The organism is Agrobacterium tumefaciens (genome assembly GCA_025559845.1).
Lineage (GTDB): Bacteria > Pseudomonadota > Alphaproteobacteria > Rhizobiales > Rhizobiaceae > Agrobacterium.
Genome location: CP048469.1, coordinates 1,213,356 through 1,237,361, shown reverse-complemented (window position 1 = coordinate 1,237,361; position 24,006 = coordinate 1,213,356). Strand labels below are relative to the sequence as shown.

Annotated in this window: 30 protein-coding genes; 11 read left to right on the top strand and 19 right to left on the bottom strand. The window is 58.6% G+C overall.

Translation table 11 applies throughout. The annotated features are described in order from the left end of the window. Positions 1-2: 2 nt before the first annotated feature. From FY156_06105 to FY156_06035, 15 genes are all read right to left on the bottom strand, one after another. The gene (locus FY156_06105) at positions 3-1,307 is read right to left on the bottom strand and encodes a hypothetical protein (protein UXS01097.1); all 1,305 of its coding nucleotides are present in this window, start codon (positions 1,305-1,307) and stop codon (positions 3-5) included. Further along, entirely contained in the window at positions 1,304-2,470 is a 1,167-nt protein-coding gene (locus FY156_06100) for a tail fiber domain-containing protein (GenBank protein ID UXS01096.1), read from the bottom strand. Before FY156_06100 ends, FY156_06105 begins: the two co-directional genes overlap by 4 nt. Before the next feature lie 50 nt (positions 2,471-2,520). Then, positions 2,521-2,970, bottom strand: coding sequence for a GNAT family N-acetyltransferase (locus FY156_06095; GenBank protein UXS01095.1), 450 nt, complete (start codon positions 2,968-2,970; stop codon positions 2,521-2,523). Then, positions 2,967-3,212, bottom strand: a complete 246-nt coding sequence (locus tag FY156_06090; protein UXS01094.1) for a hypothetical protein — start codon at positions 3,210-3,212, stop codon at positions 2,967-2,969. The genes FY156_06095 and FY156_06090 overlap by 4 nt, the downstream gene beginning before the upstream one ends. A 10-nt stretch (positions 3,213-3,222) precedes the next feature. Continuing rightward, positions 3,223-4,962: a hypothetical protein gene (locus FY156_06085; protein ID UXS01093.1), complete on the bottom strand. Its 1,740-nt coding sequence runs from the start codon at positions 4,960-4,962 to the stop codon at positions 3,223-3,225. 9 nt (positions 4,963-4,971) lie between these two features. Beyond that, a complete protein-coding gene (locus tag FY156_06080) occupies positions 4,972-5,520 on the bottom strand; it encodes a DUF4376 domain-containing protein (protein UXS01092.1) in 549 nt (182 codons plus the stop codon). After that, positions 5,477-6,649, bottom strand: coding sequence for a hypothetical protein (locus FY156_06075; protein UXS01091.1), 1,173 nt, complete (start codon positions 6,647-6,649; stop codon positions 5,477-5,479). Before FY156_06075 ends, FY156_06080 begins: the two co-directional genes overlap by 44 nt. Continuing rightward, entirely contained in the window at positions 6,649-6,915 is a 267-nt protein-coding gene (locus FY156_06070; protein ID UXS03039.1) for a hypothetical protein, read from the bottom strand. Before FY156_06070 ends, FY156_06075 begins: the two co-directional genes overlap by 1 nt. An 8-nt stretch (positions 6,916-6,923) precedes the next feature. Next, entirely contained in the window at positions 6,924-7,436 is a 513-nt protein-coding gene (locus tag FY156_06065; protein UXS01090.1) for a hypothetical protein, read from the bottom strand. Next, complete coding sequence (locus tag FY156_06060; protein UXS01089.1) at positions 7,436-7,852, bottom strand: hypothetical protein; 417 nt, start codon at positions 7,850-7,852, stop codon at positions 7,436-7,438. Before FY156_06060 ends, FY156_06065 begins: the two co-directional genes overlap by 1 nt. After that, on the bottom strand, positions 7,852-8,478 hold the full coding sequence (locus tag FY156_06055; GenBank protein ID UXS01088.1) for a hypothetical protein: 627 nt from the start codon (positions 8,476-8,478) through the stop codon (positions 7,852-7,854). The genes FY156_06060 and FY156_06055 overlap by 1 nt, the downstream gene beginning before the upstream one ends. After that, positions 8,478-9,179, bottom strand: coding sequence for a hypothetical protein (locus FY156_06050; protein UXS01087.1), 702 nt, complete (start codon positions 9,177-9,179; stop codon positions 8,478-8,480). The genes FY156_06055 and FY156_06050 overlap by 1 nt, the downstream gene beginning before the upstream one ends. Positions 9,180-9,182: 3 nt before the next feature. Continuing rightward, positions 9,183-9,596, bottom strand: a complete 414-nt coding sequence (locus FY156_06045; GenBank protein ID UXS01086.1) for a hypothetical protein — start codon at positions 9,594-9,596, stop codon at positions 9,183-9,185. Positions 9,597-9,659: 63 nt separating this feature from the next. Then, on the bottom strand, positions 9,660-10,121 hold the full coding sequence (locus FY156_06040) for a hypothetical protein (protein ID UXS01085.1): 462 nt from the start codon (positions 10,119-10,121) through the stop codon (positions 9,660-9,662). Positions 10,122-10,190: 69 nt separating this feature from the next. Further along, positions 10,191-11,288 carry a N4-gp56 family major capsid protein gene (locus tag FY156_06035; GenBank protein ID UXS01084.1) on the bottom strand — a complete coding sequence of 366 codons (1,098 nt, stop codon included), beginning with the start codon at positions 11,286-11,288 and terminating at the stop codon, positions 10,191-10,193. Between the two features lie 147 nt (positions 11,289-11,435). On the opposite strand from FY156_06035, the gene FY156_06030 reads away from it, so the two are divergent. The 4 genes from FY156_06030 (at position 11,436) to FY156_06015 (ending at position 13,480) form a co-directional block, all read left to right on the top strand. Beyond that, a complete protein-coding gene (locus FY156_06030) occupies positions 11,436-12,191 on the top strand; it encodes a secretion activator protein (protein UXS01083.1) in 756 nt (251 codons plus the stop codon). Beyond that, positions 12,188-12,712: a hypothetical protein gene (locus FY156_06025; protein ID UXS01082.1), complete on the top strand. Its 525-nt coding sequence runs from the start codon at positions 12,188-12,190 to the stop codon at positions 12,710-12,712. Before FY156_06030 ends, FY156_06025 begins: the two co-directional genes overlap by 4 nt. Further along, positions 12,712-13,044 carry a hypothetical protein gene (locus FY156_06020; GenBank protein UXS01081.1) on the top strand — a complete coding sequence of 111 codons (333 nt, stop codon included), beginning with the start codon at positions 12,712-12,714 and terminating at the stop codon, positions 13,042-13,044. Before FY156_06025 ends, FY156_06020 begins: the two co-directional genes overlap by 1 nt. Before the next feature lie 205 nt (positions 13,045-13,249). Continuing rightward, on the top strand, positions 13,250-13,480 hold the full coding sequence (locus tag FY156_06015) for an AlpA family phage regulatory protein (GenBank protein ID UXS01080.1): 231 nt from the start codon (positions 13,250-13,252) through the stop codon (positions 13,478-13,480). A gap of 339 nt (positions 13,481-13,819) precedes the next feature. Here FY156_06015 and FY156_06010 read toward each other — a convergent pair whose 3' ends face one another. From FY156_06010 to FY156_06000, 3 genes are all read right to left on the bottom strand, one after another. Then, the gene (locus FY156_06010; protein ID UXS01079.1) at positions 13,820-14,587 is read right to left on the bottom strand and encodes a restriction endonuclease; all 768 of its coding nucleotides are present in this window, start codon (positions 14,585-14,587) and stop codon (positions 13,820-13,822) included. A gap of 59 nt (positions 14,588-14,646) precedes the next feature. Next, entirely contained in the window at positions 14,647-15,510 is an 864-nt protein-coding gene (locus FY156_06005) for a phosphatidylinositol kinase (protein ID UXS01078.1), read from the bottom strand. Between the two features lie 228 nt (positions 15,511-15,738). Next, positions 15,739-17,175 (bottom strand): coniferyl aldehyde dehydrogenase, encoded by a 1,437-nt coding sequence (locus FY156_06000; protein UXS01077.1) that lies wholly within the window; start codon positions 17,173-17,175, stop codon positions 15,739-15,741. A 152-nt stretch (positions 17,176-17,327) separates the two neighbouring features. On the opposite strand from FY156_06000, the gene FY156_05995 reads away from it, so the two are divergent. Continuing rightward, positions 17,328-17,939 carry a DUF2239 family protein gene (locus FY156_05995; protein UXS01076.1) on the top strand — a complete coding sequence of 204 codons (612 nt, stop codon included), beginning with the start codon at positions 17,328-17,330 and terminating at the stop codon, positions 17,937-17,939. 2 nt (positions 17,940-17,941) lie between these two features. Further along, on the top strand, positions 17,942-18,850 hold the full coding sequence (locus FY156_05990) for an alpha/beta hydrolase (protein UXS03038.1): 909 nt from the start codon (positions 17,942-17,944) through the stop codon (positions 18,848-18,850). Positions 18,851-18,868: 18 nt separating this feature from the next. On the opposite strand, the gene FY156_05985 is transcribed toward FY156_05990, so the two are convergent. Beyond that, a complete protein-coding gene (locus tag FY156_05985) occupies positions 18,869-19,771 on the bottom strand; it encodes a LysR family transcriptional regulator (protein ID UXS01075.1) in 903 nt (300 codons plus the stop codon). A gap of 137 nt (positions 19,772-19,908) precedes the next feature. On the opposite strand from FY156_05985, the gene FY156_05980 reads away from it, so the two are divergent. From FY156_05980 to FY156_05960, 5 genes are all read left to right on the top strand, one after another. Further along, complete coding sequence (locus FY156_05980; GenBank protein UXS01074.1) at positions 19,909-20,682, top strand: SDR family oxidoreductase; 774 nt, start codon at positions 19,909-19,911, stop codon at positions 20,680-20,682. 67 nt (positions 20,683-20,749) lie between these two features. Next, positions 20,750-21,019 carry a hypothetical protein gene (locus FY156_05975; GenBank protein UXS01073.1) on the top strand — a complete coding sequence of 90 codons (270 nt, stop codon included), beginning with the start codon at positions 20,750-20,752 and terminating at the stop codon, positions 21,017-21,019. Between the two features lie 117 nt (positions 21,020-21,136). Next, positions 21,137-21,319: a hypothetical protein gene (locus FY156_05970; protein ID UXS01072.1), complete on the top strand. Its 183-nt coding sequence runs from the start codon at positions 21,137-21,139 to the stop codon at positions 21,317-21,319. Between the two features lie 324 nt (positions 21,320-21,643). Next, positions 21,644-22,726: a septal ring lytic transglycosylase RlpA family protein gene (locus FY156_05965; GenBank protein ID UXS01071.1), complete on the top strand. Its 1,083-nt coding sequence runs from the start codon at positions 21,644-21,646 to the stop codon at positions 22,724-22,726. 55 nt (positions 22,727-22,781) lie between these two features. After that, positions 22,782-23,978, top strand: coding sequence for a D-alanyl-D-alanine carboxypeptidase (locus tag FY156_05960; protein ID UXS01070.1), 1,197 nt, complete (start codon positions 22,782-22,784; stop codon positions 23,976-23,978). The last annotated feature ends 28 nt before the right edge of the window (positions 23,979-24,006 follow it).

Below are 24,006 nucleotides of genomic sequence, written 5' to 3'. Positions count from 1 at the left end.
GGTCAGTCGCCAAGGCCGATGACGCCACGCTGATTAGCAATGGCCTGCTTCAATGAGGCGGGCCATTCCGATTCAGGGACACCCGATTCCTGCAAGCCCATTGCGACGTCGTAGACGCGAGCGCCGTTCTTTATCGCCACATCAGCTTGCGAGACGAGTGAAGCTGTGTCGGACGGCGATGCAGGGGTTGGAGCGGCGGCTGGGGCAGGGCTGTTGGCGGAACGCTGCAGGCCTTCCATCCGCGAACGAACGCCGCTTTGAGCCCGTTCCGGCACTCCCGGGATAGGTGCCTGGGTGGATTCGGCGCGGGGTGATGCGTCAGCCTTGGCCGGTGGCTTTGCCTCAGCCTTTGGTGCGGAACTAGATGGGACGGGTTTGCCCGTCGTTTGATCGACGAGAACCTTTTTCTCGGGAGCAGTCGGTGCGCCGCCTGCAAGACCGATCTGGCCCTGCTGCAGTTCAAGCTCCTGCGAGATCAGTTTCTCCTGCTGCTCACGCGGCATGTCGTCGAACTTGACCTCATCGCCTCCGAGACCGCCCTCGTAGCGTTTGCGCAGCGCCGTGATGGCGTTGCCGCGCTCCTTGTTCTCTCCGGTGCCATACTGACGATCGATCTTCTTTTTCGCCTCGTAGGTCTCTAGTTCGTCGCGCTTTTTGTCAGTGGCGGCTCTCGAAGCAACCTGACTTTCCCATGCGGCCTGCGGGTTGCCAAAGGTCGCGATGAGCTTCGGGAGGTCCTGCGTCCGCACGTCCTGCGAGACGTCTTTGCCATCGGGCGTTTTGAGCGAGATGCGATAGCCCTGCTGTGACCCGTCCTGACCAACAATCGCTTCATGTCCAAGGACTTGATAGCCGTTGTTCATGTAGCCTTTGACCTTGGCCGCTTCCATGACGTCGGTGAGGGCGCCCGACGCGTCTCCAGTCTGCGCCTTAAAGAGCGCGCCAGCAAAAAGGCGAGCACCCTTCCGAGTGTCCTCCTGATCGCCCCATTCCTGCACCCTTGTAGCATTCTCCACGTCGCCGTTGAGCAGGTATGTGTTCTTGAGCTTCGGGAGGGCGTAGTCTGTCCAGAACTGGTCAAAGTTGCCTGGCTGCTGAGCGCCGGAAGCGACCTGCGCATCGAACGTGGACTTGGCTTCCTTGTTGATGTTGTCGATAGCGGCGCGCTGCTCAGTGACGCGTGTGTATTCCGCGTCCTGCCGGTCCTGCAGCGTCTTGCGGCGGTCCGCGTCGGCTCGGTCCTGCTTGATCTGCATTCCCTTCTGGAAGCCGTCCATGAAGCCGCCAAGGCCAATTGCCAAACTCATGGTGCGTTCTCCTCTGCGGGTTTACGTTTTACGCTGGGTACCGAAGTTTTACGGGGAGCGGGCGCGACACCGCCGAGGCCGATGGCGTCAATCGTCGCATCAAGCTTCTTGTCGAGATCCTGCACGGCTTTCATGGTGATGCCGATGGCGTCCTGCACCGGGATGGTATGTCCGTCGCCTTTACCGGTGGCGCGCTGGAAGTCTTGGGCATAGGTGCCGACGTGACGCCCTTCGTCGGCGACACCGGGCTTGTAGTCCCATTCTTCGACCGGCATTGAGTTGAGAGCATCGAGTGCGTCACCGTCCTCGATCTCTTCCTTGTTTTCCTTGACCTCTTCGTCGGAGAAGATGAGGCCACCGATGCCGCCAAGGAAGCTGCCGATGCCGGATGCATTCTGAGCATTCATCTGCTGCTGCGTCTTCCACGCATCCAACTGCAGGCCATATTGCTGATTGAGAGTGCCCGCCTGTCCGGCATAACCCTGCATCGCGCCACCATATCCCGCGTTGAGGATCGTGGATGCCGCGAGCGCCTGGCTGTTGGTTGCCTGAGATCCGCCCAGCGCTGTACCGCTTGCCGCGACGCTGCCGGCCGCACCGGCCGCGGCTTGCGCAGGCAGGCCTTTGCCGAGGTTCGCGACGTCCGCTTTCAGCGCCAGCCCCTTGTCACGCACCGCCTGACGCGCCGTGTTGGCTGCACCGGCCTCTGCTAGCGTCGTTCCGAGGTCAGATGCGGCCTGGACACCGGTGAAACGTCCGCTGCCGGGTGTGACACCCATAGAGGCGTTTGCGCGCTCCGTTGCAGCCCGGTTCGTCGCCGCGGCGCTCTGAACGTCGGCTCGAGCTTCTGCAGCGGCTTCCGTCTGGCGTTCTTCCGTCGCGTAGTTGGTAGCTTCCTCGATAAACTCGTCTTCGATGGGCTTATAGACCGAATTGTACCGCTCTCGATCCTCCTTTGCCCATGTGGCCTGATCGGTGGCAAGCCCGAGCTGCTGCTCAGTCACTTTCGTGGTGAGCGCGTCGAGTTCTTTCTGTCGGTCCTGAGAGACTGCAAATGCGTCTTGCGCAAAGGCGAGCCATGCCTCGCCTGTTTCTGCCTGCTTGAGAGCCGCTGCGCCGATCTGCGGATCAGGACCGGGTGCGGAGGAGCTGCCTTTGCCCATGAATAACGTGCCTCTTCGAAACGGGAAAAGCACTCATGCGCAATGGCTTGTTATAGCTGTCTCTGACCAACTTTTCCAGAGAAGCGTTCTGGCAACCAACGGCACTCCCGGCGCAGCATGCCGTAGACAATCAGATCCTCGCCTTTCTCTCCCGCCTCACGCATGACGCCCTCGCGCTGGAAGCCGAAATGCTCGTTGAAGCGGATCGCGTCGGCGTTGTGCACCGAAACGAAAGAGTTGAGGCGAGGGTAGTTGAGCTGAATGAATGGGTAGGCGAAGGTCCGGATAATCAGCTCTCGGGTTATCCATTTGCGTCCACCGTCTGAAACGACGGAGACCCAGCAGCCGGTCGTGGTGAAGCTGTCAAAAACGATGACGCCGTGCAGGCCTTTGTCGGAACGCATGCCGATCGTTGCCGCATCGTCGCGGAATCGGATGCCGCCGCGCTGTGTCGCCCAATCCAGCATCTCTTCGCTCGGGCCGTACACCACTTCTTTCAACGGATAAGCCTCTTCTGGATCGCTGCCGCGACACCGTTCAGGCGCGCGGAGATGTTCTCGAGGTCTTTCTGCAGCGCGTTGAAGTCGTCCATCGTCGGCGCGGCGGTGAGCTGCTTCGTTTGCAGCTTCCCGCCGATCCGCAGCAGCTCGTTGAGATCCTCGATACGCACCGCGGCCTTTTCACGCGTGCCGCGGCGAGAACCGTCCAGAACCTCGAGCTTTTCGATCTGCTCATTGTTCATGCCAGTGTCCTCACGCTAACGTCCTCAGCTCGTCGACCGATGACGCCATGGCGATCCGACTGATTGGAACGTTGGAGGAAACCGCGATCTCCCAAACTCTCGCCATGCTCTTGCCTGGCAGGCGCTCGACTGTGTCAGTCCTGTTGATTACGCGTACAAGCTTGCCGTCACCAAAGACACCTATAGAGACCGCAAGGTATTCCGGCAAAGGAAGCATAGCATCGCCATTTACTGGGTATGCGTTGACGGCGTTCTCGTTAACGGCGGATTCGAGCTGGCCAGACGCGAAAATTGCCGCGTTCTCTGTTTCAATCCTTTCCACTTCGGCTTGTATAGCTGCCGTGTGATTGTTGGCCTTGAGGCTACCTTTATCGATCAAAAGAGCACCGAAATTCATTGGGCGCGGCAACCACCATTCTTTCGACCGCCAAACCATCATCTCAGGTGGACCATCAGGCGGGTCAAACCTGTAAATGTTCGTATCGCCAGGGCGCGTGAAATAGAGGGCCGAATCCGCCACATCGAAATAACATGCCGAGATAATCTCTGCCGACCGTATAAGGAACGGCGTCGCGCCTACCGTGACGAAGAGGCATCCCGCCTGCCGTATGCCATCCTGCTCGATGTCGTAGAACATTGCATAAGCGCCTGAATATTGCGCTCCGATGGCCGTCGCGGGAGACAGCTTGAGCCAGTCGTGCGGGCGGAAAAGCTCACGAGTGACGAGATTGACAGAACCGTCGCCCCCGACTGCGATGAGCCCGTCGTTTGTTGGATAGCAGATGGAGAATCCGAGATCGACGACGCCTCTAGCGTTAATGCAGGGGAAGTTCGCTTCCAGTTTCTGCGACTGCATCGAATCGGGATGGCTACCTGTCATGATGTAAGGGTGCGCCTTGGTCATGACTACAAGAACGTTCCCGATCGCGCCGAGCGCAACCACCTCGCTGTCGCAGTTCATGATATACTTCTCTGGCCAGACGTGCGGGCGCCATGGTTCGGAGAAATACACGCTACGCTCGACGAACGCTGCCATCATGCCGTTTGGCATGACGGTGAGGCCCAAAAGATTATCAGGCGGCTCGTCCCAGCCTGCAGACGGCAGAGCCTCCTGAAACGCATCCACGGCCACGTTGTCGATGTAGTTTGCTGCGGTCGCAGCGCGTTCAGCGATAAAGTAGAGGTATGTTCCGCTGGAGCCGGTCTGGCTTCGATAGATACGCTGTTTCGTGATTTGCCGACCGGCCACCGGCGCTGCAAATCCAGAAAGGGTGACAGTCTGCCCCGGTTTCCAGTCGATGATTGCAGAGGCCGGCGAGGGGCCTGTTTCCTCCCCAAAGTCGGTGACGTAGGTGTATACGTAGGTTCGGCTCTGAGTGTCCCCATCTCCGGTGCCAGAAGCAACGGCGGTAAGAGCACCAACTGGGCGAGGCACAGCAAGGTCGTAGACGTCTGCTCCGATGCGCATTTTAGGGACACCATCGCCGGTGAAATAGAGGCGCTCTTGCGCGACCGGGCCGGGGGCGGCGTCAACCACGACGGGCCACGACAACCACACGCCGTTATGGCGGTAGACTGTGACAGCCCCAGCTTCTACGAATTCACCTGTTTTCAGCGATTTACGGATCGGGGTGAGACCGCCATCATCAAGGCGCGCGTTCACTGCCTCTTGCGCCGCCGTCTCGGGCAGAAGGCGCGGGATGATGAGGGGTCGCTCGCCAATGAACGCAGAGATGTTGATGGCAGGCATTGAGCCTCCTTACGGCCAATACAGTGCGTTCGAGGCATAGTCGTCCGGTATCGGGTCCATGTCTTTTAGCTTACGAGCCGCGAAGATATGATCTTGTTTGTGGCCTAGCGCTGCGTAGCCGAAGCGCATTGCGGTTTGGGCATCCATCAGATGGGTGCTGTTGTCCGCTGCAATCCACCGAAATTCCGGCGGGGCATTGGAATCAAGAAGGCGTTGCCACGCGAAGTTGCCAGCCTCGGCGCCGAACAGCGTTATGGCGTCCGTTGCTGCTGCTTTCGCGCCCGCAATGTTTTCGCGATCTTCTGTCCGAGACTGATAATACACGCCCTCGAACACAAAGCCGGCATCGATCCGGCGATCCCGCTCTCGGTCCACGTCCTTTTCCGATTTCGGGGGCGTGAGAAACGCCAAGAAATCAGGATGGTTGTCGGCGATTTCTTCTTCCGCGATGCCAGGCGACAGGCCAAGGGAGTAAGTAACGATCCTGCCGTTCTCTCGTCTAACGAAAGCCATATCAATAAATCCTGTTGAGGGTGAAATCTTCCCATCCCACGACAACAAGCGTACCCGTTCCGCCCGCGCCATTGAATGCCAACAATATGCCTACCTGTCTTGCGGTATTTGTTATCAATGTTCCTGCTACTACGTCGTTTGTCGACGCAGCAACGACCCCAACACCGGCGAAAGCTCGCAAATCTGCCAATGCCGTTGGAACCGTTTCAGCATGGTACAGCTGTAGGTCGGTGTTGCCACTTGCGGCGGCATCGGCAATGCCAGCTACGCGCATTCTTACTTTAATGCCGCTAGGCACCGGGATCGTAACAGGCGGCGAATACAACCCCAAGGCTAAAGCCGAAGTCGAGACAAACCATGTGCCGCCGGATGTGATGCAAAAATTATCTGCTTGCGTATAAGCAACAATCCCATTTGCCGCTGAGTTCGTGTAAACGGACCAAAAGCGTCCTACCCACGAATAACCTACGGGAACCGTGGGAGCCGTAGCAGATACATCAAACCCCCAATCGAATGAACCGTCGCTATCTTTGCGCAGAGCGTGAAGGTGATAGGTAGTGCTGGCGGCAATAGCCGCCGCACTTAATCGACCGCCGTTTCCAGCGCCCGCCGCCCAAACCGCATCAAGCCGTTTCGAGAAAGCGGCAGTATTTTCGGTGAATTTTCCGTTGCCCTTGATCTCGCCACTTGTAACCGAGACCAAGTAAGCGGAGGGTCTCGAAGTGACGAGACCTTTAACGTAGCTGGGCAAACCTTTGCCCGCATTACCACTGACGAGTAACTGCAGGTCGTCGCCCAGTTGTTGCAGATCGTCACCCATCTCTTGCAGGTCGTTAACAACGTCCCCGAATGTGGAATTATCTACCTTGCCCGAAAGAGCACCGAGAAAAGCCCCGGCCGTCAAGCGTATGTCTACACGCGACCCCGCCGCAAACGCTTTTGCCGTTGTGCCTTCCTGAGCGCGCTCAATTGTCAAAACTGCACCGACGCGAGCCGTCACTTTGACAATTTCCATATTGCCAGCGGGATCAATTATCGTAGCGGGGTGCCAGTCTCCGGCATCCAATGGAGGGAATTTTCCAGCATCCGCGCCTTGCACAGAGAGTGACGACACCGCATCCGTTATTGAGGCCGCAAGGGTGGAAATGGCATTATTGGCAAGCTTGACCACCATTAATGGCACTCCTTGATTTTGAGATTGAAGCAAAACTGCTTGGTTCGGCCTTCCAGGGTTGTCACAGTCACGGTGACGTCAGCGGTCTCGCCAGTCGCGCCGCCGGAAATCCAGATTTTTGCGTTGGTGTCGGTGTACTCGGTACGATCGACGACGGCAGTCGAGTTCTCAATCGTGGTCGATGCGCCGGACAAGCGATCAGGCGAGGGGAGCCAACGTGCGAAATCCACGTCGTAGTCGAGAACGTCAGCAGGCTTTTTCACCATCACATCGGTCATGGCATCGCTCCCTGTTCCCGAGGCAGGCGCATCACAGAAATGTCTCGAGGCACGATCAAGCGGCGCAGCTCTGGTCCGACGACGAAAGCACGTACAGGCTGGATGCGCATGATCCGGTTCGGCGTGGCACGGCGCAGGTAGCGCCAGGCGAGAAACACCTTGCCGTCAATCGTGATTGTGGCTGTAGACAAGGCGGTGATGCGACGAGTGAGCGCCGCACCGGCGTCGATAGTTGCTTGTGACGTGGCTCGAGCTGCGGCTCGACGAGCTAGCAAGGCCGCTCCGTCGACAGTCACTTGAGCCGCGGCTGTTGCGCGTCGGCGAGCGGTCAGCATCACATTTCCTGCGACTGCCAGAACATCCACGCTACGGGCGGCGATGCGGCGGATCAGCGAGAGGGAGGGCGTCACAGAAGTTTGCGCCGATGCCGGAACATCGACGATGAAGTTTCCAGTGTTGACCGCGAAGGCATTCACCTCAGCGCCATTTGTGGAGCCGCGGCTATCCATCAGACCACCACGATGTCGAGGTCGTTGGCGTGGATGATACATTCGTCGGTTGGGTTGAGTGTCTTTGGCGCGATCAGCTCGCCTTGCATCACCATCTCACCGGCGAGAGGATCTGTCCAAATCGCGAAGTGTGTCACGGTGATGGGGGCCGCGCCGTTGTGAGGCGGGTAGAGCAGCTCTTTGGCGTTGGTGCAGGCTTTCCCCGCCGCGGCGGTGAAGCCCGACGCCACAGCGCCCCCCAGCGCAGCGTCGAGACGAGTGTATGCGGGCCAAGCTGCAGTCGCGACTTCCGACGTGCCAGTGTTTCCCGGGTCCGCTGTGTGAAGCGAGACGTACAGCCGTGTCGGTGGCGCTGCAGCAACCCCACGAAGGAATTGGTTCAATATGGCATTGGCGGCGTAGGTGCTGGCTGGCATCAGTAAAAGCTCGCTTTCGTTCTCGGGCGCGCGCCCTGCTGGCCCTTTGCGGCCATCATCGGCAGGCGGTCGAGGAATAGATTGAATTCAGAGAGCAGGGCCGTCGCCATAGCGGGATTGGCCCCGCCGTCGTCGTTCGGCAGCATCAGCACCCTTCCTGCAGCGCCTCTGCCGATCTCGGTCGCATACTTGTCGACGATGAAGTCAGGCAGCGTCATTGCCTTGAGCGATGGCTTGAGAATGAGGCGAACGGAGAGCGTGCCCGTCATACGGGGGACGACAACAATCTTGCCTGGCGTGATCTGCGTTATGAAACGCGCCTGTGCTTGGTTCTCGTTGTCGCCGTCCCAGCCCGGCTGGTTCGCATCGAGCCATTCAGGGGATTTAGGCTCGAGGCGGATGCCGTCCAGCGCCGCGGCCTCGATCTTCTTCACCTCTGCGTCACCGAACGTCGAAAGGCATTCACCGTCAATGTCGGTGACACTGATCGTGTCTTTCTCGCGCCAGATGTCGACTTTTTCGCAAACCTCTCGAGCTGCTTCACGAATGCATCGATAGGCGGTCAAATCGGCGCAGTTCGGCGCGAAGGGAAGGACGAACGGCAGCATATCGTCTATGTCGCGCATCACCGCCTCCTATTCGGATTAGCAGCCGCTTCACCCTGCACTTTGATGCCAAGCGCAGTCGCGAATGTCTGATAGTGCGTCATCGCCTTTGTTGGATCGCCAGCGATGTCATCCTTCGAGAAGGCTTTGAACAGCACGTAGTCGATCAAGGGGACGGTGTAGGGCTCGGGCACACCGACACTAACGTCCCACGCCTCGAGCGTTGCCACATCACGGCCGGTGACGGGTGCGACGCGGGCAGGGAGGTACGAAATCGCGATCTGCACCACGCCGTTGCCGGTATTGCCCGGGTAGCACTCGAATTCGAGCGGCACGTTTTCGTCGAACGTGACCTGGCGCACTTCTTTCGCAAACGGTGCGTAGGCGGGATTACGCCAATTCGGTTCGTGGGAATCGAGCATCGATCGCGAGGCGGTGCGGATGGCTCGCCCGCCGATGTTCTTAACGGTGTCGATGATGTTGTGGTTGACGCCAAGGAGCTGCAGCGGCGTCACCCCGTCCAGCGTCTCAGGGATCTTCTGGTAGGTGCCCTGCTCGAGCGGGTATTGCGCCGTGCGAGACGATGCGGAAGGCTTGGCGAGAATGATCGCCTTGACCGCATCGTTGATCCAGTCGGCAAGCTCTGAAAGCGGCCAGCGCACATTGTCTTCGTCCAACAGGAGGACGCTGGCGCTCTTCATCACTTCACTTGCCTTGGGCATGGCTTACTTGCTCTTGCTGGTGGCCTTTTTGGCAGCGGGTGCTACCGGTGCAGGTTCGGACGGCTCGTTCTCGCCGGTGTCTTCTGCGGGCGCAGCTTCCGGCACGGATGCATCCCCGTCGTCCGCGTCGCTACCTTCATCGTTGGCATCTTCGTCGCTCACGGTTTCGGAATCGTCCGCGGCGTCAGTGGCCGCGCCTGCCTGCCCGGAGAGGAACGCAGGGATTTCCTGATCGTCGGGGACAGGAGGATCTAACGGCACTTCCTTGTAGTGAACTACGTTGAGGAAGATCGAGCGGTGGAGAACGCTGTTCACTTCGTTGACGTAACGGCCATGTTCGTCACGGTCGAAGCTGTAGGTGATGCCGCCAATGGTTTGTTCAGTCGCCCCCAGCAGGCACTCGATGACAGTTTTCATAATCCGCTCCTTGAAAGAAAAAGGGGCTTGTGAGCCCCTTGTCGCAACCAACCGTCGAGGGGCTTACTCGGTGGTCAGGAAGACAGTGAGGCCGATAGAGCCCGCCTGGAAGGTCGCCGAGATAGCGGTGAATTTCACACCGATACTGCGATCGATGTTTGAGGGGGTCGTGCGGTAGGCAGTGCGAACCGTTGGGCGAGCAACGCCGCCGGCTTGTGCGACGTTTGAACCGGAGAAGAATTCTGCGCCGCAGGTGCGCGCGTTGCTCTCTTCGCCGAACGCACCGCTCATGATGCCGACGTCAAAGACGACAGTCGGAGCGCCGTTGCTGTCGAGATCGTCGCAGTCGAGGACAATCTCAGCGACGCGGCAATTCGACGGAATGCACGCCAGCTCAAGAATGTCACCGGCGGCTGGGTTTGCTGCCAACTGATGAGAGAAGCGGATCGCGACCGCTTCGCCAGCAGTCGAAGGGTAGGAAAGGGGCTCGGTCCCTTTAGCGTATTTGCTCTGAATGAGCGCCATGAGCATGTTCCTTTGAGGGTTAGATCGCGGTGGCGAAAGGAAGTGCCCGGGACTAGCCCGGGCAGATCATCAGGCGTTCGGGTCTTTCGAAGCGGTGTCGATCGAGATCACGCCGTAATCGCGACCGTTGAAGCGCGTCTTTTTGACCCCGGCGATAACGCCAGACGCGACAACCGGCTCGTTGCCATGGTCCTTGGTCTCTTCGGTCCACGTGTAGCGGAAGCCACCAGCGGAACCGAAGGCAATCACGCCACCCTGGCGACCCATGAACAGAGCACGGCCAGCGGCGACGTTGTTGCCAGCGCCATAGTCATTGAAGCGGATCGCCCACTCATGGCTGTGAAGCACGGTGTTGTTGACCATGCCAAGGCCACCCTTGAAGATCGGGTTGCTGCGGCCTTCTGCCGTTGCCGCCGCCTTCTGGATTTCCAGCCAGCCGCCCTGATCGTTGTTACGCAGGTCATGTTCCTGGAACGGGTTCATGACGCAGACGTAGTGGGATTCGCCGTTGATCATGATCGGCATCATGTTGGCGTTCTTCGGATCCTTGGCCGACATCATGCGGGCCTTGGTCTGAGCGCGCTCGATGACAGAACGGGACATGATGTCCGCCGTATCGAGGTTACCCTTTGCCGTCGCGTCGCCGCCGTACAGGATATGGTCGGCATCCGGCGCTTCGATCGGATTTTCGGCGTGGCCGGTCCAAGCAGTCGTTTCGATGAAGTCTTCATTGATGCCGCGGGAACCGGACATGTAGATGAAGATCATCTGATCGTTGAACTTCGACCAGTAGTCGGAGAGACGGTTCTTGCCGATCTGACGCATGTTGTGCGCGGTACGCTTGCGGCTCATCTTGCCGCCAGCGGAAACGCCGTGGCGCATCTGGTCGATCTTGATCTGGTCAGTGAAGAAGCGAAGGCTTTCTTCCTTGCCCTCGAGGCGCTGGTCACCGTAGGTCGGGCGATTGCGGAGCTGAACCGACAAGTCAAAGCTGATCTGGTCGCCTGCTTCCGACTCGAGGTCGGTTAGGCGCTGGATCGCGAATTCGTCGGACGTGCCGATGAACTTGCGGTCAAAGTAGCTTTTCTTGGTGATGTCGATGAAGAGTGCGCCAGACCACTTCTTCTGCGCTTTCGGATCGCCAAAGGCAACCACAGTCTTGGTCATGAGTGATGTCTCCGGTTCGGGATCAAACAGCACTCATGCGCATCTGCTCTCTAAATACTGGATTTGGCGGATTGTTGCAACAACTGGCACATGATATTGAAACGGATCGCTAGCGCATGAGTGCGGCCCCTTCTTCGGAGCGCCCTCATGACTGACAGATTTGATGTTTGCCACCCAATTACAGCTGCATGGGAAGGTGGCTGGAGCGACCACAAAGCAGACCCCGGCGGCAAGACGATGTACGGCATCACAGAGGCCGTCTATCACGCCTGGCTGAAAGCTCGCGGTCTCGCCTTGAAGCCGGTCCGGAACATCTCGATGTCCGAAGCACTGCAAATCTACCGCGAGCAGTATTGGAACCCCACTGCAGTAAAGTTTGATCTGTTCCCCGGCGTGGATCTCGCCGTGTACGATGCGTCGGTCAACTCGGGGGTCTCTCGAGGCATCAAATGGCTGAAAGCATCGACCGGCAGCAACGATCACAGCGAGACCGTCAAAAAGATCTGCCGCGCCCGTCTGTCCTTCATGCAGTCCCTCGCCATCTGGAAAACCTTCGGCAAGGGCTGGGGCCGTCGTGTCGCTGATATCGAGGCGAAGGGCGTGGCAATGGCTCTCGCGGCCATGGGAATGAGCGAAACAAAGGTGCGTGAGAAGGCAGCATACGAGGCCCAGGCGTCGGCCAAGGAAGCGACTGCAGCCAAGAAGGTTGCCACGACAACCGCCGCAGCCTCGTCTGCCCCTGTAGCCGCCCCGGTCGTTGAGCCATCTGCCGTCACCGACATGACGACGGTCTGGGTGTTGGTGGCACTCGTCGCGGCTGGTGCCGTCGCCACAGCAATCTTCATCGCCAAGAAGCGCGCCGCCGATGCCCGCGTCGAAGCCTACAACGAGGTAGCAGCATGAGCGCGCTGACGTCGATCCTTCTTGGTGCAGCTCTCCGTGTGGGAGCTACGACCGTCAAGGCCATCTTACAGAACCAAGTCGGAGGCACTGCGGGCGAACTTGGCGGGACGCTGATCGACGCGATCGCGGCGCAAGCAGGCGTGACGGTTGAGGAGCTTCCTACCGTTCCCCAGACTACGCTGGACGCTGCCGTTAGCCGGGTGGAGCAAATGTCGCCCGAACTGATCCTTGCCGAGATCGAACAGCAGCGCGAGGCGAACCGGCTCATGCTGGCCGAGATGAACAAGGATAGCTCGTTTGGCTGGCTCTGGCGCCCTGCAGGCATGTGGCTCATGCTTGTCTGCATCGCATGGTTCGTGATCGTCCGCCCGCTTCTGAACGCGGCGCTCTGGTCTTTCGGAGTGGCCGTGCAGATCGAGGTGGGCCTCGACCTCGCAACCTTCCTAGGGATATTCACGATCTACACCGGCCTCTACATGGGCGGTAACACGGTAATTCGCGCCGTGAAAAGGGATGGCTGATGTCGTTCTGGGAATGGTGGAATTCTGCTGAGGGGAAGATCGCTTTCGCGGGCATCGCAGGTTCTGCAGTGTCGGTTGCGATGGAGTGGACCGGCTGGGCGTCAAGCGCGAGGAAGTTCCTCGTCGGCGCTGCTGCGGCCTACTGGCTGAGCCCAATCGGGATGAAGTTCTTTCACTTCATCTTCGGCGCCATGAGCATCGCAGAGGAACAATCGGCGAGTGTCGGCGGTTTCATTACAGGTATCGGTGGTGTTATCATCATCGAAATTATTCTGAAGGCATTTCGCCTCCGTCACGCGGAGATCGGGAGACGCCGGCATGATGAGACCTAAGGCAAGACACATAAGAGAAGCAGCAAAGCCGCAGGGCAGGGTTCTGGCCGCGGCTACAGTCGTTCTTCTCGTCTGGTTATTCTGCATCCATTTTTAGGCTCCCATGGGTTGACATGTCATCCCATATGTTCCCATATTGTTCCTGCGGACAGTTCCAAAGCGGTGAGCCTATCACCGCGCCCTTTAATCTGTTTGGAGCGCAACAATGTCCCAGCCCCCCGCACAAAATCTTATCGCCCTAGACGCCTATCTCTCGTTGAGTGAAGTCTTGGGCATGCTCAAGATCGGCTCGTCGACACTCTATCGTTGGATGGATCAGGGATCGTTCCCACGCCCGCGTCAGCTCGGCGATCGATGTGTCAGATGGACGGTTGCCGACATCAAGGCATGGCAGGACGCCAGACAGCCGGTCGACACACTGAAAAGGGCGTCTTAAGAACCAATTATTTTTCCGGGTACAATCCCGGGTATAATCGGAAAACGGCCGAAAAAATGCGCTTCGTTTTCAAGGCCGTAACCCTCTAAACGTGGCAGACACCCCATCTGCCATTTGCTCGGCACATTTCGGTTTTGGCCTAACATGCGGTAGAAGCTCCGGTATGCGGGCCTATCACATTTAAGCAATTCGATTATTCGACGATGCCCGCCTTCTTAAAGGTAAGCTCCCAAATTACGAAGAGTACCTAAACAGAGACGGGGCCAAGACCGGCCCCGAATAAAAAGTCATTGCCTAATTTCGAAAATTAGACACGATTAGATTCGGTTTGTTTGATCGTCACATCATACTTCTCGCTTGAGGCCATGATGTACGTGCTGGAGAGTGAGCCCGCTCAGATTGGTCAACGAGCTTGATCAGTTCGTTAATTTTGATCGACCGATTAAGTTGATGCTCTTCCGTATCACAAGGAACAAAACCTTCAGGCCAATTGCATGTGACCTCGCACAATAGCCTAAACTGAGCTGGGGCATCTTGATTTACCGCCCGGACGCTAAACTTCATGTTTGCCCCAACACTGTCAGCGAGTGACTTCATGTCTGGAGCAAGATACCTTGGGCAGTAGCCAACCAATGATGCCGGGTCACCACTTCTTAGGCAAACTGCGTTCGCGTCAATTGGATTATGGATATCAAGAAGTGGATATAGTTGATCACCTTTTTTCAGCGTACTAACGGCTTGCTGAGACGACAATGACAGATGGCTAATCCCATGGACGAAGAACACGCTTTTGTAGTTTCCATCGGCGCCCGGTTCTGGCACAGGGAGAACCTGCAACCCATCGGTTGCGCGCACACCGCCAATTCGCGCCATCAATCCGATAGGGTCAGAAGTGCTTGGGGATAGATCTGCCCATCGCATGTATTGCTGGTACTCGGGCCGCTTCTCATTCATCACCCGATTTGCAAACATCGGAAATAATTCATGGGACACGTACAAAGAATCTAGGTCGTGCATACTTCCGAATGGCAGGAAGTTTTCAGATAAACGTGCACCTTTTGTGTAGCCGAAAACAAAGAGATTATCGGCTTGGATGAGTTTAGCCACAGGAATCCATCTTCGTGTTTCTGGGTCTTGCCAGTGAATAAAAAATGTCCTCACAACATTCATCCCAACAGTCTTCTTTTGTTTATGGTTAGTAGAGCTTTCCCAAAGGCCGAAGCCTCCTGACTAATAAACTCTGCTGGTATTCGATCGAACAACTGTTCAATTTTGACTTCCGGAATCGCTTCCAGTTCACTCAGCCAAAATTCGATATGATCTTTCCCTGCAACGCCCGCCTGTCGAAACGCATCATAAGGGGATAGTGGTCGGTCGTCGGATTGGTCGCCATACAGACCTGAGCGCGCCTTTGCGGAATATGCTTGCACGTCAGCACGCTTATCCTTCGTTTCAAGACGCCTCACGCGTGTCTCGTCAGAAAGTTCGCGACCTAGACTTGATGCGTGATCAAACGTTGGTGCGAGTGTGATAGTGCGCCTTTTTGGGTTTACCACAACCCCCCAATTTTCGTTGTGACGGTCACCATTTCCAATCCATGCATCTAAAAGTAGGTAACCAATAAAATATTTAATGCTAACGTCTGGATCATCAGTGAATTTAGTTAGAGCAGCGATGACACGCCTCACCGTGTGTCCGCGATATTTGTAAAAGCGCGCGCCATCATTGTCTGCCTTACCTGCTGAGCCGATAATTTCGTTTCCTAAAACAAGACGGCTACCCTCTTCATTCATTTTAGGGGTGAGTACCGCCTGGCGACCCAAATGTTGCGCGAGATCGTAGTGAGCATGTGGGAGATTCAATAAGCCGCATAATTCGCAAGCGATTTTCTCGGCCCAGTTTTCTCCGGTACCCTCTCGGCCAAATTTCAAAAGGTGAAGTTCGCCTTGGCGTCTAAACCAAAACTTTTCCTTCGTGCCGAGATACTCAATCACCTCAATCTCGTTGTCGACTTCGATAATCGGAAACATATTCATCTTTTAAGCACAAAAGGTTGTGAAGCCGGTTCTATCGGAGATCATGGTGTCAAGCAAATTGAAAGAAAGCCATCGCCTCAGTCATATTGGTACGGCTCAGTTGCGAGCCATTAAGGCAACCACGGACATTTCTTGACGCGTATTTATTGCGTAAGATCGGTTACGCCAAGATCGAAGTAACCATCAAGCAGATATCAAATCCCGCTATCCTGCCCTCGCGATCTACGCGCCACCCCTCCGCCCCAGCAAAAACGCCAAGGACGCATCTGCCAGTCTGCCAAACGGTGGGCGGAGCAGTTTGGGGAGGTTCCAGCGGCTTTGGGTGAAGATGCCTTTGGCGTGGCTCATGGTGCGGAAGCCTTCTATGCCGTGGTAGGCGCCCATGCCGCTTGGGCCTATGCCGCCGAAGGGGAGGTCGTCCTGGGCGACGTGGATCATGGTGTTGTTGATGCCGACATTGCCTGATGTGGTGGCGCTGAGCAGCGTTTCGCAATCGGCATCCTGCTTGCCGAAATAATAGAGCGCCAGCGGGCGGGGGCGGGCGTTTATGTGGGTGATGACCTCATCGATGGTTTGCCATGTCCGCACGGGCAGGATCGGCCCGAAGATTTCCTCCCGCATCACGGCCATGTCGTCGGTCGTCTCGAGGATGAGCGTGGGCGCAAGGGTTTTGGGCCTGTCGGCAGCGGACTGGGGTTTGACGCCGACCTCGAGGATGCGGGCGCCTTTCTGTCGTGCGTCTTCGATCAGGCCCGTGAGGCGTTGATAATGCCGGTCGCTGATGATGGAGGTGAAATCCTTGCCCGTCGGACCATCGGGGTAGGCGCTGGCGACGGTGCCATCATATCCCGCCACGAAGGCATCCAGATCCTCCGCATGCACGAGGGCGTAATCCGGGGCAACGCAGGTTTGCCCGGCGTTCGAGAGTTTGCCGAACACCAGACTTCCGAGCGTGTGCCTGTCGACGTGACCGCGTGCGATGATGGCGGGGCTTTTGCCGCCCAGTTCCAGCGTGACCGGCACGAGGTTTTCACTGGCGGCCTTCATGACCATGCGGCCGACCTGCGTGCTTCCGGTAAACAGCAGATGATCGAAGGGAAGGCGGCTGAATTCGGCACCGGCTTCCGGCCCACCCAGCACGACCGAGACCTCCTCGGCGGGGAATGCCTCTGCCAGTATGGCGCGGATCAATTCGCTGATGCGCGGCGTCAGTTCGGATGGTTTCAGCATGGCGCGATTGCCGGCGGCAAGGGCCGTGGCAAGCGGGATCATCGTCAGCGAAAACGGGTAGTTCCACGGCGCCATGATGCCGATGACACCCTTTGGCTGATAGGCCACGGAGGCATGCCCGCCTTGATAGAGGATATCGACATGACGCCGCTCCGGTTTCATGAAGCGGGGCAGGTTGCGGCTGAGATAATCGATCGACTGGATAACGCCGACCAGTTCCATCAGATCGGTTTCGTGGTGCGAGCGATGGCCGAAATCCTGGGAAATGGCATCGCCAATTGCCCGACGATGGGCAAGAACGGCAGCGCGCAGCCGTGAGAGCCGCGCCCTGCGCAGTGCAAGATCGGGCAGGCCATCCTGCAGAAACGCGAGGCGCTGACGCTCCAGCACATTCATCATATCCAACGTTATTTCTGCGGCTTGCGTCATGGCATCCAACCCCTGGGCTTTGCATGGTTCATAGCATCCGTCCGCTGATGCCACGAGAGGCAGTTTTCCACGCGTCTGTTTTTACCCGGATAGAATTGACGGGAAAATTATACCCGGGTATTAATCCGCACATCCAGTTGAGTGAGCGCGACATGCCCGATCCCCAGACCAAATCCTGCACAGCATTTTCCGGCCATAGGATGATGGCAAAGGGCGCTCTTGCGGACGTAGCCGTTTCGCTGAAACGCGCCGGTGACGCGGCGGACAGCGTGCTGGTGTTTGACGATGCGACGGGCCGCATCATCGACCTTGATCTTCGCGGCAGTGAAACAGAGGTGGTGAAGCGTCTGCGGCAGATGTCGCAGGCACCGGAGATATCAGGGGAGGCGCAGGACCAGAAGGGCCGGGGGCGACCGAAACTCGGCGTTGTCGCCCGCGAGGTGACATTGCTGCCGCGACAATGGGAGTGGCTGGCGGCGCAGCCCGGCGGCGCCTCTGCGGCGTTGCGTCGTCTGGTGGATAATGCCCGCAAGGCAACCCAGCCACGCCAGCAGAAGCGGCTTTCACAAGAGGCCGCCTATCGGTTCATGCACGCCATGGCCGGGGATCTGCCCGGTTACGAGGACGCGACACGCGCTCTGTTTGCCGATGACCTGAATGCGCTGGAAGGGCTCATCGCCACCTGGCCTGACGATATCAGGGCTTACGCGTTGCAGCTCGCCTTTGCGCCAGTCGATGCCACGAACGGACCGAGTGAGACATGACCCTGACGATCACCAAGGCCAATGGCATCGAGATTGCCTGGGAGAGTTTCGGCAACCCAGGTGATGAAACGTTCCTGCTGATTTCGGGCCTTGGCACGCAGATGATCCGCTGGACGACAGGCTTTTGCGAAGGGCTGGCGGCGAGGGGCTACCGGGTCATCCGTTTCGACAACCGGGATGCCGGCTGCTCCACGCATTTTACCAGCTCTGCCGTGCCGGATTTCGCCGCACTGGCATCCACGCTGATGGCCGGAGGCCAACCCGTCGTGCCCTACAGGCTTGATGACATTGCAGCAGACGCAATCGGGCTTCTGGATGCGCTCGGTATCAAGCGGGTGCATGTCGCGGGACGTTCGATGGGCGGCATGATCGCGCAGATCATGGCGAGTGAGAATGCCGCGCGGACCCTGTCTCTCACCTCGATCATGTCGAGCACCGGCAACCCGGCCTTGCCGCAGGCCGCGCCCGAGGTGATGGCGATGATGATGCGCCCGGCGCCCGATCCCGCTGTCGATCCCGATGGCTTTCTGGCGGTGCGGCTTGCCTTTGCGCGGAAGATCGCCGGAACGGCCTGTCCGTTCGACGAGGCATCGCTTGCGGCAATCCTGATGGAAGAGGCAAGGCGCAGCCACGATCCCGCCGGCGTTGCGCGCCAGATTGCTGCAATGGCCGTGGCAGGCGACCGGCGGGCCCGTCTGGCAACAATCACGGCACCGGCACTCGTCATTCACGGAACGGATGATCCGCTGATCCTGCCCGCCTGCGGCGAGGAAACGGCGGCCTCGATCCCCGGTGCGCGCTACATGCCGGTGGAGGGCATGGGCCACGACCTGCCCGATCCATTCGCCGAGGTGGTGATCGACGCGATGTGCGATCTGGCGAGCAGCAGCTCTCGGCGTCCGGGCGCGTGATACTTCACATCCGTCTGCCTAAGCCAGAAGCTGCTGTTTGAGCAGGGTTTCCAGCCAGTCTGCGAAGACCTGCAGGCGGCGGGAGAGGTGTTGGCGGTGGGGGTAGAGCAGGGCCATGGGCATGGCTTCGGCACGGTGGCCGGGCATGACTTCGACCAGTTCACCGGCCTCCAGGTGGGCGCGCACGTCATAAGCCGGGATCTGGATCAGGCCGAGACCGGCGAGTGCGCAGGCGATATAGGCTTCGGCGCTGTTGGCGGTGACGCGGCCGCGCATGGCTCTGGTACGCAACACACCGTCCTCCATCCACTCCCAATCCTCGACCCGGCCGCTGGAGGGTGAGGCGTAATTCACCGCCCAGTGACGTTCAAGATCGTCAGGTGTCTGCGGCTTTCCGTACCGGGCGAGATAGTCGGGGCTCGCAACATTGATGAGCGGCAATCTGCCGATCGGTCGTGCAATCAGCCCGGAGTCGCGCAACGGCCCGACGCGCAGAACACAATCGACGCTGTCTTCAATCAGGTTGATGGCCCGGTCGGTGACACCGAGATCGATGTCGATCTGCGGGTAAAGATCGAGAAAGCCGGGCAGGGCAGGCGCGATGATCAGCCGGCCGATGCGGCCCGGCACGTCGATCCGGAGACGGCCGGATGGTTGTGCCGCCGTCTGGCGGAAGAGGTTTTCCGTCTCCTCTACATCGGCGATGACCCGCTGGCAGCGTTCATAGAAGGCAACGCCATCCTGTGTGGGTGAAACGCTGCGCGTGGTGCGGTGAAGCAGCCGCGCGCCGACACGTCCTTCCAGCTCCTGCACCGCTGCCGAGACCGAGGACCGGGGCACGCCGAGCATATCGGCGGCGCGGGTGAAGCTGGAGCATTCAACAACACGCGCAAAGATGCGGAAGAGGTCGATACGGTCCAAGATGCGGGCACCTTTATTGTGCGGATTTCCTGACAAGTGATGTCAGAACGACTGCCTTTATCGGCCAATCCTAGACGATATGGTTTCTGCATGAAAGCGGTCGCAATGCGGCCGCCCATTGGCAAAGGAGGCCACCCATGACCGATCACAGCATCAAGGGCAAAACCGTTATCATCGCAGGCGGCGCGAAAAACCTGGGCGGACTGATTGCCCGCGATCTGGCCGCGCATGGCGCAAAGGCCATCGCTATCCACTATAACAGCGCCGCCACCAAGGCGGATGCCGAGGCAACGGTGGCGGCCATCAAGGCGGCCGGTGCCGAGGCTGTCGCACTTCAGGCAGACCTGACGAGTGCGGGCGCGATGGAACGGCTGTTTGCCGATGCGGTCGCCGCCATCGGCCGGCCGGACATCGCCATCAACACCGTCGGCAAGGTCCTGAAAAAGCCGATCCTCGATATCTCCGAGGCCGAATATGACGACATGAGCGCGGTCAACGCCAAGACGGCCTTCTTTTTCATCAAGGAAGCGGGGAAGCACCTGAACGACAACGGCAAGCTGGTGACGCTGGTAACCTCGCTGCTTGGCGCCTATACGCCATTCTATGCGAGTTATGCCGGCACCAAGGCGCCCGTGGAGCATTTTACCCGTGCCGCCTCCAAGGAGTTCGGCGAACGCGGTATCTCGGTGACCGCGATCGGGCCGGGGCCGATGGACACGCCATTCTTCTACCCCGCTGAAGGCGCGGATGCCGTGGCCTACCACAAGACCGCCGCCGCACTTTCCGGTTTTTCGAAGACCGGCTTGACCGATATCGCCGATATCGTGCCCTATATCCGCTTCATGGTTTCCGATGGCTGGTGGATGACGGGCCAGACCATTCTGGTCAACGGCGGTTACACCACCAAGTGACATCACGGCGCGGTCTGTCCATCCGGCAGGCCGCGTTTTTCAAGAGGGCAAAGGGCGAGGGCAAGACATGCACATGGTATCAGTCATCGGTGGCGGCGCGGTTCTGTTGGGTCTGTTTGCCCTGTTCGGCAAACTCTGGGGTGGCGATACCGCTGGCATCGTCACCGGGGCGAAATGGTTCGTGCCCGTGTGGCTGGTCATGTCGCTCGTCAACCTGACGGTTGGGGTGACCAAAGCCGGCTACACGATTGCCCAGGAACTGCCGATCCTGCTCGTGGTGTTCGCCGTGCCGGCCGTGCTGGCGGCAGGGCTGATCTGGCAACTGGCGAAGACGTGATGGCTGGCGGCGCTGCGGCAGCCAATTCGTTGTCTGACAAGCATCGATAAGCGGTTGAGAGTTTCAATCCTGCCTTTATAAAATCCTTCGGAAATATGATTCTCGAAGGGGCTATTTATGTGGATTGAAGTCACCGCTGTTGGCAACAGTCAGAAGTTTGCAATCAACTTCGATCACGTGCTGCAGATCCTGCCTTTGGCACAGGGCGCGATGATCGTTCGTGGACCGAACGACCGTGTGCAGGTGATGGAAAGCTACGACTATCTGGTGGCCCGTCTGCACGCCGCGACATCGAAATAAGGCATTTCAGGCCAATCCGGGCCATGTATGCCGCAAAAATCCCGCCGGATTGGCGGGATCGGGTGTCTTTACACCAATTTTCCGACTAAACCGCTGTAATAAAAGCGTTTTACGCAGATTGCCCCACCGCGAAGGTGGTTCATTTTGCAACACTTCATTAACCACGTTCGTTACAATTTTATCGATTTTGCAGAAGTCGTTCGCATTTTCGCCACGTTATGCACAAGATTAAACGACTGTTAGGTGCTTCGATGGCAGGGGCAATGCAATCGAAGTAAAAGAGGGTGCGGTTCACCGACCTGCAAGCAGCGTGGGACAGACGATTTGAATTCTCCGGTTAAGAAACTCGGCATCAACGCCAAGTCGGGCGTTAAGTTGCTTGCGATTTCCGTGCTGTGCGCTGCGGCAGCGTCGTGCTCGACCACCTCAGAAACCAAACCGAAGCAAAAGCGCAGCAAAGAGTATTTCTCCGAATCGGAATACGGCGTGAAGGCCAGCCCGCGTGTGGCTGATGGCCACAACATCCCCAAGGGCGGCGGCCGCGAACTGGTCGGCAACGCCTACACGGTGAAGGGACGTCGTTATTTCCCGAAGGAAGAGCCGGGCTACAACAAGACCGGTCTTGCATCCTGGTACGGCTCCGCATTCCACGGTCGCCTGACGGCGAACGGCGAAGTCTACGACAAGGAACACCTGTCTGCCGCGCATCCGACATTCCCGCTGCCCAGCTATGCCCGCATCACCAACATGGAAAACGGCTCGTCGGTTCTGGTGCGCGTCAACGATCGCGGTCCTTTCCATGAAGGACGCCTGATCGACGTTTCCAGCAAGACCGCTGACCTTCTCGACATGAAGAGAACCGGCACGGCGAATGTGCGCGTGCAATATGCCGGACGTGCGCCGCTCGACGGCCATGACATGCCTTACCTGATGGCCTCGTACATTCCGAAGGGCTCGCGCGCTCCAGGCGTTGCACCCGAAGGCCAGATCGCAACCGGCGTGATGGTGGCTTCGGCCTCTCCGAATTTCGTTCCGGTTCCGGCGTCCAGCCCGTCTTACAGCGGCTCGACCCAGACGGCACTGGTCGGTTCCAAGAAGAATGCCGCCCTGCAGGCCATGCCGCTGGTCAACAGCGCGCCGCAGACGTTTGAGCAGTTCGCCGTTCTGCCGGAAATCGGTCCGTTCCTGGCCGAGCGCCCGGACGGTGACTTCCTGCGTGCGCCCAACGATCCCGGCGGTCATTACCTGCGCGTTCCGACGCCGTCGTCCAAATATGCCGCCGCCTATTCCGAGGAAGCGTCCGTTTCCAAGGCATCTCAGGCCTTCGACAGCGTTCTGACAGATCGCGGTGCGCTCAACGAAGAGTCCATTCTCGCTTACGTAAAGCGTCAGAACGCGAAGCGCTGACGGTCAAAGTGAATTTTCTGCCGCCGTTATCTGAACGGCGGCCATGCGGGGCGACATGGGCGGTGATCTGGGCGGCGATCTGGGCAAGGCATTCCAACGGTCATTCATCCGGCTTTCCGTTGTGCTTGCAGTCGCTGTTGCCGGCAGCACAGGCGCTGGCGCCCAGACAGCCCCTTTCATTGCCAAGGCCGAACAGGCCTATATGATCGATGCCGAAACCGGCACGGTGCTTCTGACCCAGAATGAAAGCCAGAATTTCCCTCCCGCATCGCTTGCCAAGCTGATGACGGTCGAGGTGATGCTGGATGCGCTGAAAAAGGGCGAGGTTTCCGCCGAGACGCAATATCCCGTTTCCGAATACGCCTGGCGAACGGGCGGGGCGCCCTCCAGAACCTCGACGATGTTCGCGCAGCTCAAATCCTCCGTCGGCATCAACGATCTCCTGACTGGCATCATCGTGCAGAACGCCAATGATGGCTGCATCATCGTGGCCGAAGGCATGGCGGGGTCGGATGCGGCCTTTGCCAAGCGCATGACGACACGGGCGGCAGAACTTGGCATGAACCGCAGCACCTTTGCTAACTCCACCGGTTTGCCCGACCTCGGCAACCAGACAACGGCGAAGGACATGGTGCGGCTCGCCCAGCATCTGCATGATACCTATCCGGATCAGTACGGGCTTTTCACCAAGCCGGATTTCGAATGGAACCGGATTTTCCAGCGCAACAAGAACACGCTTTTGGCGCTTGGGGTCGGCATTGACGGCATGGGCCTTGGTTTTGCCGAAGGCAGTGGCTACGCCGCCGTGGTTTCGGCCGGGCGTGACGGACGGCGCGTTTATCTGGCGCTTGCCGGCATTGCCGACGAAAAGACCCGTCAGGAAGAAGCCCGCCGGGTGGTGGACTGGGGCCTGACGAATTTCGAAAAACGTCATCTCTTTACAAAGGGTGAGGCGGTCGGCTCGGTCAGCGTCTATGGCGGCGATGTCTCGCATATCGATCTGGCACCGGGTGAAGACATCAGCGTGCTGGTGCCGGTCAACAATCCCGATCGGCTTTCCGGCCGCATAGTCTACAACTGGCCGCTTCGCGCGCCGCTGGAAAATGGCGCCAATGCCGGCACGCTTCGGGTATTTTCTGGCGAACGGCTGCTGCGTGAAGTGCCGCTTTACGCCACCACGGCGGTTGGCAAGGGCACCCTGACCCAGAACGCCACGGGCGCACTGAAAGAACTGCTGCTCTTCTGGCTTTGAACGCGGCTGTTTTACAAGCCGGCGATAT

Bases quoted from the DNA above. Each gene is read 5' to 3' on its own strand.
- FY156_05960 (UXS01070.1), top strand. From the start codon at position 22,782: ATGGGCGGTGATCTGGGCGGCGATCTGGGCAAGGCATTCCAACGGTCA.
- FY156_05970 (UXS01072.1), top strand. From the start codon at position 21,137: ATGTGGATTGAAGTCACCGCTGTTGGCAACAGTCAGAAGTTTGCAATC.
- FY156_06015 (UXS01080.1), top strand. From the start codon at position 13,250: ATGTCCCAGCCCCCCGCACAAAATCTTATCGCCCTAGACGCCTATCTC.
- FY156_06005 (UXS01078.1), bottom strand. From the start codon at position 15,510: ATGTTTCCGATTATCGAAGTCGACAACGAGATTGAGGTGATTGAGTAT.
- FY156_06040 (UXS01085.1), bottom strand. From the start codon at position 10,121: ATGGCGCTCATTCAGAGCAAATACGCTAAAGGGACCGAGCCCCTTTCC.
- FY156_06070 (UXS03039.1), bottom strand. From the start codon at position 6,915: ATGGTGAAAAAGCCTGCTGACGTTCTCGACTACGACGTGGATTTCGCA.
- FY156_06000 (UXS01077.1), bottom strand. From the start codon at position 17,175: ATGACGCAAGCCGCAGAAATAACGTTGGATATGATGAATGTGCTGGAG.
- FY156_06090 (UXS01094.1), bottom strand. From the start codon at position 3,212: ATGAACAATGAGCAGATCGAAAAGCTCGAGGTTCTGGACGGTTCTCGC.
- FY156_06060 (UXS01089.1), bottom strand. From the start codon at position 7,852: ATGCCAGCCAGCACCTACGCCGCCAATGCCATATTGAACCAATTCCTT.
- FY156_06100 (UXS01096.1), bottom strand. From the start codon at position 2,470: ATGGGCAAAGGCAGCTCCTCCGCACCCGGTCCTGATCCGCAGATCGGC.
- FY156_06050 (UXS01087.1), bottom strand. From the start codon at position 9,179: ATGCCCAAGGCAAGTGAAGTGATGAAGAGCGCCAGCGTCCTCCTGTTG.
- FY156_05980 (UXS01074.1), top strand. From the start codon at position 19,909: ATGACCGATCACAGCATCAAGGGCAAAACCGTTATCATCGCAGGCGGC.
- FY156_06075 (UXS01091.1), bottom strand. From the start codon at position 6,649: ATGGTGGTCAAGCTTGCCAATAATGCCATTTCCACCCTTGCGGCCTCA.
- FY156_06055 (UXS01088.1), bottom strand. From the start codon at position 8,478: ATGCGCGACATAGACGATATGCTGCCGTTCGTCCTTCCCTTCGCGCCG.
- FY156_05975 (UXS01073.1), top strand. From the start codon at position 20,750: ATGCACATGGTATCAGTCATCGGTGGCGGCGCGGTTCTGTTGGGTCTG.
- FY156_06105 (UXS01097.1), bottom strand. From the start codon at position 1,307: ATGAGTTTGGCAATTGGCCTTGGCGGCTTCATGGACGGCTTCCAGAAG.
- FY156_06020 (UXS01081.1), top strand. From the start codon at position 12,712: ATGTCGTTCTGGGAATGGTGGAATTCTGCTGAGGGGAAGATCGCTTTC.
- FY156_06030 (UXS01083.1), top strand. From the start codon at position 11,436: ATGACTGACAGATTTGATGTTTGCCACCCAATTACAGCTGCATGGGAA.
- FY156_05995 (UXS01076.1), top strand. From the start codon at position 17,328: ATGCCCGATCCCCAGACCAAATCCTGCACAGCATTTTCCGGCCATAGG.
- FY156_06065 (UXS01090.1), bottom strand. From the start codon at position 7,436: ATGGATAGCCGCGGCTCCACAAATGGCGCTGAGGTGAATGCCTTCGCG.
- FY156_06035 (UXS01084.1), bottom strand. From the start codon at position 11,288: ATGACCAAGACTGTGGTTGCCTTTGGCGATCCGAAAGCGCAGAAGAAG.
- FY156_06025 (UXS01082.1), top strand. From the start codon at position 12,188: ATGAGCGCGCTGACGTCGATCCTTCTTGGTGCAGCTCTCCGTGTGGGA.
- FY156_06045 (UXS01086.1), bottom strand. From the start codon at position 9,596: ATGAAAACTGTCATCGAGTGCCTGCTGGGGGCGACTGAACAAACCATT.
- FY156_06085 (UXS01093.1), bottom strand. From the start codon at position 4,962: ATGCCTGCCATCAACATCTCTGCGTTCATTGGCGAGCGACCCCTCATC.